Source organism: Dyella sp. (assembly GCF_035508675.1).
GTDB lineage: Bacteria > Pseudomonadota > Gammaproteobacteria > Xanthomonadales > Rhodanobacteraceae > Dyella_B.
Window position 1 is genome coordinate 1 of record NZ_DATJMN010000400.1, and the last position, 6,072, is coordinate 6,072.

Annotated in this window: 4 protein-coding genes; all 4 read left to right on the forward strand. The window is 66.6% G+C overall.

What is annotated here, in order from left to right; genetic code table 11:
* A partial coding sequence (locus VMA74_RS21295) for a type VI secretion IcmF C-terminal domain-containing protein (RefSeq protein WP_325370687.1) occupies nt 1-529 on the forward strand: 529 nt, incomplete at its 5' end.
* Nucleotides 530-536: 7 nt separating this feature from the next.
* Complete coding sequence (gene tagF, locus VMA74_RS21300) at nt 537-2,111, forward strand: type VI secretion system-associated protein TagF (RefSeq protein ID WP_325370689.1); 1,575 nt, start codon at nt 537-539, stop codon at nt 2,109-2,111.
* Nucleotides 2,108-2,821, forward strand: coding sequence for a PP2C family serine/threonine-protein phosphatase (locus VMA74_RS21305; protein ID WP_325370691.1), 714 nt, complete (start codon nt 2,108-2,110; stop codon nt 2,819-2,821). The genes tagF and VMA74_RS21305 overlap by 4 nt, the downstream gene beginning before the upstream one ends.
* Nucleotides 2,822-2,935: 114 nt before the next feature.
* A partial coding sequence (locus tag VMA74_RS21310) for a serine/threonine-protein kinase (RefSeq protein ID WP_325370694.1) occupies nt 2,936-6,072 on the forward strand: 3,137 nt, incomplete at its 3' end.

Genomic DNA, 6,072 nt, shown 5'->3' on the forward strand with positions numbered 1-6,072 from the left:
AACCCTGGACAAGCTGGTGGATGCCAGCGGCCCCACCTGGAAATGGAAAACCGGCCCTGGCGCGGTGAGCGGTTCGCCCGGCATGCTCGCGCAGATGCAACTGGCCGACGCCATCAAGCAGATGTACTTCCGCAACAACGGCGCCACGCCGGAGGTGGATTTCACGCTGGCCGCGCCGTCGCTCGATCCCGGCATCGGCAAGCTGGCCATCACCATCGACGGGCAGAAGTTCGAATACCAGCCCGGCAGCACCAGCAGCATGGGCATGAAATGGCCGGGCCCGCAGCCCGGTCACGTGAGCATTTCCGCCTGGGATGCCAGCGGCAACCTGCTCAGCACCTTCGATTACCAGGGCGATTGGGCGTTCTTCCATGCGCTGCAGGCGGCCAACCTGCAGCGGCAGTCGGATCTGCGTTACCTGGCCAGCTTCAATTTCGGCGGACACGTGGCCAAGCTCACCGTGCAGGCGGATAACCTGAAGAATCCGTTCCTCAATACCGTCGTGCAGCGCTTCAGGTGCGGAGGTTAGGCAGCAGATGAATCCGACAGGGGCGGGATTCTTCGGCAAACTTCCCAGCGCGGGCGACTTCGTGCAGCGGCGGCTGCCGTCCTCGTTCGTGGACACCTGGGACCAGCATTTCGAGCGCGCGGTGGATGCCAGCCGGCAGGCGCTGGGCAACGCCTGGCAGCATGCGTATCGCAGCAGTCCCGCGTGGCGCTTCCTGTTGTCGCCCGGCGTATGCGGCGCCGGCGCATGGACCGGCGTGATGGGCCCGGCCGGCGATCGCGTGGGCCGCAGTTTTCCCATGGTGATCGCGGTGCCGATGGATGATCCATCCATGGCCACGCAAGCCTTGCGCGATGGCGAGCGCTGGTTCGCCGCGATGGAGCACGTGCATGCCGCCGCGCAAGCCGATCCGTCGACCAGCGTCGAAACCTTCGACGCGCAATTGCTTGCCTTGGCCGGCATGCCGCTGACGGCGCCCGCATCCTGGATGGTGGATGGCCTGGAACACGTTGCGTTCCATCACGCCAGCCAATGGCGCATGCCGCTGCCGCGCGCGCGCGCCGATGGCGAGTTTCTTGCGCGCCTGTGGGCACGCATCAGCGAAAGCGGCAGCGGCTGGTGCCTGTGGTGGACGCAAGGCGGCGGCCACGTGCCGGCCAGCGTGCTGGTCACGCACGGCTTGCCGGAGCCGTCCAGTTACGCCGGCTTTCTCGATGCACGGCACGCGGACGCCGGCTGGCAGACGCTGGGCACGTTCGAAGACACGCCGCATCAGCATCAGCATCAGCATGCGCCGCATGTGGCCGTGACGGCGCCGGTGGTGGCAGCGCCGCCGCGCAACCTGCTGCCGGATGACTTGAGCGAACTGTTCGCCGACTTGGTGCCGCCGGTGTCGATGTCGGTGGCCACCGGCGTGGCCGAAGCGGATGCAGCGCCGTCGCCCACCGGCAGCGCCACCACCACCTACCGCAGCGATATCGCGCTGGCCGTGGTCGCCGCCGATGAAGGCGCCCCCGACGAGCGCCGCCAGGCGGCGGCGGCAGCCAATCACGTGGCGGCGGAATTGCGCGCCGAAGAACTGGCCGGCGATCTCAAGGTATTGAGCCAGCGCCTGCTGGCCTTGCATCCGCGCCTGCGCGAACGCAGCGAAGACCTGATCAATCCTGTGCCGGAAGACGGCTCGGTGATCGCCGTGCACATCACGCGGCGCTGGGCCAACCTGTTGCGCATCGGCACTGCCGCGGCCTGGCATTGGCACCAGGGCAGCTTGCAGTCGCTGTTTGCCACCGCCGCCACGCAAGGCGAAGGCAATGCGCTCGGCGGGGATTTCGACGATCTCCTGTTCACGCGTGCGGCACCGGTAGCCTCGGGCCTGGGCGGCCCCAGCCAACCGCTGTGCGACGAAGTGGTGTGCGCGGTGGAACCGGGCGATCGCCTGCTGCTGGTGGTAACGCAAAATCTGGTGCAGCTTGCGCCCGACGTCTATGCGCGCGCGCTGGCCATGCCTTCCTGCGACGAGGCGCGTGCGCGCATCGCCGCCGTCGCCGGGCTGGGCAGCGACCCGACCCGCTGGCCGCTGGCCGTGATCGAGGTGACTTCATGACGCTACGCTACGAATCCGTCGGCCACACCGACACCGGCAAGGTCCGCGCGCACAACGAGGATGCGATCCTGGTGCGCGAAGACGTCGGCCTGTGGGTGGTGGCCGATGGCTTGGGTGGCCATACGGCCGGCGATGTCGCCAGCGGCATGATCGTGGACCGCCTGCGCAGCCTGCCGCGCCAAGGCGACGTGTTCGATTTCGTGGAAGCGATCGAAGACACCCTGGCGCAAGTCAACGCCGACCTGCGGCGCGTGGCACGCGAGCAGAACGTGGACGTGATCGGCTCCACCGTGGTGGTGCTGGTGCACGACAAGGATTTCATGTTGTGCGGTTGGGTCGGCGACAGCCGCGCGTATTGCTTCGAGGACGGTCATCTTCGGCAGATCACGCACGATCACGTGCACGGCGCCAAGAGCGACGTCACCCAGCTCGGGCAGGCGCAGCCGGCCGCCGGCGCCGGCGTGCTCACGCGTGCGATCGGCGCGGAAGAAAACCTGTTCGTCGATTGGGTGGTGACCGATAGCCGCCCCGGCATGGCGTTCCTGCTGTGCAGCGATGGCATCAACAAGGAGCTGTCCGACGCCGAACTCGACCAGGAATACCGCACGCACAGCGATCCGCAGATGGTGCTGGCGCGGCTGTTCGAGCTGTCGCTGAATCGCGCGGGGCGGGACAATATTTCTGCGGTTGTGGTGCGGTTGCAGGATTAGCGTGCCCATGCCCTCAACCTATCTATCAACGCTGACATCCACTTTCTCTGCCCCGCTATGGATCAAGGACGGGGGAGAGGGAGTCACACCGCGCCGCAGGTTTGAACCCACTCCATGACCTTCCTCGCCGATCTCCTCGACGACTTCACCGCGCGTCGGCGCAAACTGCCGGAGCTGTTTCACGCGCTCAGCGAACGCGGGCCGCAGGCGCAGGATGTGCACCTCGAAGACCTGGCCTTGCTCGAACGCCGGCAGCAGGACGGCACGCTTTCGCCCGACATCGCGCGCGCCCTGATCGCCAAGCTCAACGCCGTACAGCAGTCGGCGCCCGCAACGCCGGACGACGCGACCGTGGTCAAGCCGCCGTCACCGGTGGAAGCCGACATCACGCAAGTCAAACCCACCGTGGCCACGGCCTCGGGCGACGCGGAAGCCACGGTGGTCAAGCCCGCTTCCGGTCCTTCGTCCACGGCGCAGGACACCGGCCACAACACCAGCAGCAACTCCGGCAGCGCCAGCCGCGATACCTGGGCACGCGTCGCGCAGGCCGAAGTGAGCGAATACGCCACGGTCGGCATGCTGCTGAAAGGGCGCTTCCTGCTTGAGCGTGAAATCGGCCGCGGCGGCATGGGCGTGGTGTACCTGGCACGCGACGAGCGCAAGGTGGAAGCGCGCGACCGCGATCCCTACGTCGCCGTGAAAGTGCTGAACGACGAATTCCGCCGCCATCCCGATTCGCTGATCGCGCTGCAGCGCGAGTCGCGCCGCTCGCAATTGCTGGCGCACGACAACATCGTGCGCGTGTTCGATTTCGACAAGGACGGCACCATCGTGTTCATGACGATGGAGTACGTCGATGGCCAGGACCTCAAGGCCCTGATCCGCGAGCGCTACAATGGCATGCCGTTGGCCGAAGCGCGGCAACTGATCGAAGGCATGGCCTGGGCGCTGAAGCGCGCACATAGCGCCGGCGTAGTCCACTCCGACTTCAAGCCCGGCAACGTGATGGTGACGCGCGAAGGCATACCGAAAGTGTTCGACTTCGGTATTGCACGCGCCGGCAAACATGCGGGTGATGCGGCAGGCGAACAGACCTTGTTCGACGCCGGCACGCTGGGCGCGCTCACGCCGGCTTATGCCAGCCTGGAAATGATCCAGGGCAAGGAGCCCACGCCCAGCGACGATATCTACGCGCTGGGCTGCGTCGCGTTCGAGCTGCTGACCGGCAAGCATCCGTTCGACAAGGTCAGCGCAGAAGTGGCCGAGCGCGAAGGGCGCAAGCCGCCGCCGGTGCCGGGCCTCACCAAGCGCCAGTACAAAGCCCTGTGCGATGCGGTGGCCTTCCACGGCGAACAGCGCCTGAAAACTGCTGCCGAGCTGCTGGAAGGCCTGCGTGACATCAGCCTGCGCGAGCGCATCGGTCCGCAGTTGGCCTATGGCGGCGGCGCCCTCGTGCTGCTGGTCGGCGCGGGCTGGGGCCTTACGCAATACCTGCATACACGGCAGGTGCTGCATATCGTGGCGCGCTTTGCGTCCACCGCGCCCGATCGCTATACCAACGAAGACCAGGCCGTGCAGGCGCTGGATACGCTCAATGACGACGAGCGCAAGCGCATCGTGCTCGACCAGGGCGATACGATCCAGAATTACCTGCTCAGCCGCATCAACAGCTATTGGGATCCGGCCCAGCACCACTACGACTACGCCGCCACCCAGCACGTGTTCAAGCTGCGCGACGAGCTGAAACTGTATTCGCCGGCCCTCGACGCCAAGCGCAGCGCGATCGATGAGCAGAAGAACGAGCTGCTAAACACACTGGATACGCAGCTGACCCAGCGCATCGACGCCGGTGCGATTTTCGAGAACCAGCCGAACAACGCGGTGGAAACCCTGGCGCAGATCCGCGCCATCGATCCGCATAGCGACCTGCTCAACAACGCCGAGCTGGAGCTGAAATACGACATCGCCATCGGCCAGGCGCTGGGCGGCAACCACATCGACCAGGCCAAATCCGAACTGGCCCTGGCCACGCGCCTGTTCCCCGCTTCGGCGCGCCTGAAACAGCGCGAAGCGCAGTTGATGGCCCTCGGCGGAACCCTGGCGACCACGTCCGCGCCCTCGGCAACACCGGCGCAAAGCCTGCCGGAGGCACGCAAGGCATTGGCCGCGCTGGTTGCGCAGCCGGCAATGAGCGCCGAATGGCAGCAACGCGTGGCCAATGCGATGAGCACGCTGCGCAACGACAACGCACCGGAGACACGCAAACTGGTCAACGACCTGGCCGGCGCCATCGCCGCCGAAGCCGGTCAACAAAACGATCCGCTGCAGCTGCAGCAGGCCAGCAACCTGGTCAACCTGGGCTTGCAATACGCACCGCAATCGAGCGCGCTGCGCGCGCAACGCAGCCGCCTGGACAGCTTGCTGCAACAACAGCAGGCCCAGCTCAACCAGGAAAGCATCGCCGCGGAAGTCACCTCGCGCATCGAATCGGTCAAGCGCGCCGCGGCCGCCAACGACATCGGCAAGGCGGAGGAATCGCTGGCGCGCATCCGCACGTTGCAGCCGGACAATGCCTTCCTTTCCCAGGAAGGCCCGCAGCTGGTGGCGGCGGCCTATCTGGAGCAGGCACAAGCGGACGTGCAGCGCGGTCGTTATCAAGGCGCCGCCGAACTGCTGGCCAAAGGCATGAAATCGCTGGGCGCGCGCCCGGAGCTGCGCAACGCCAAGGGGCGTTACGACCTGCTGGCCACGGTGATGAATGCGCGTGGCAAGCCGGTCAGCGCCGGTGACTTGGACCGCATGCAGAAGCAGCTGGCCGATGCGCGCAAGGTCGACCCGGATGGCTTGAAGCAACTGGAGACCGGCCTGAAACAGCGCGGCCAATTGCAAGGCACGCTGGCCGACCTGATCGACAGCATGAAGGCGAACGCCACGGCGGCGGCCACGGCATTGCCGAACAATGCCGCCCAGCCGGCTACCGGTACGCCGACTCAACCGACGCCCACGCCCGGCACACCAGCTGCAAAAACCGCAGCAAACGGCAAGCCGGCAACGGCCGCCAACGGCGCCATCGCATCGGCCAACATTCCCGCACCGAACACACCCGCCGCACCCAGCAGCGATCCCTGCAATCAACCGGACCTGATCGGCAAGGGCAGGGTGTGCTTCGACAGCCTGGGCCAGCATCGCGGCCCGTCACTGGTGGTGGTGCCCGGCCTGTCCGGCGGCAAGCCGTATGCCTTGTCGCGCGC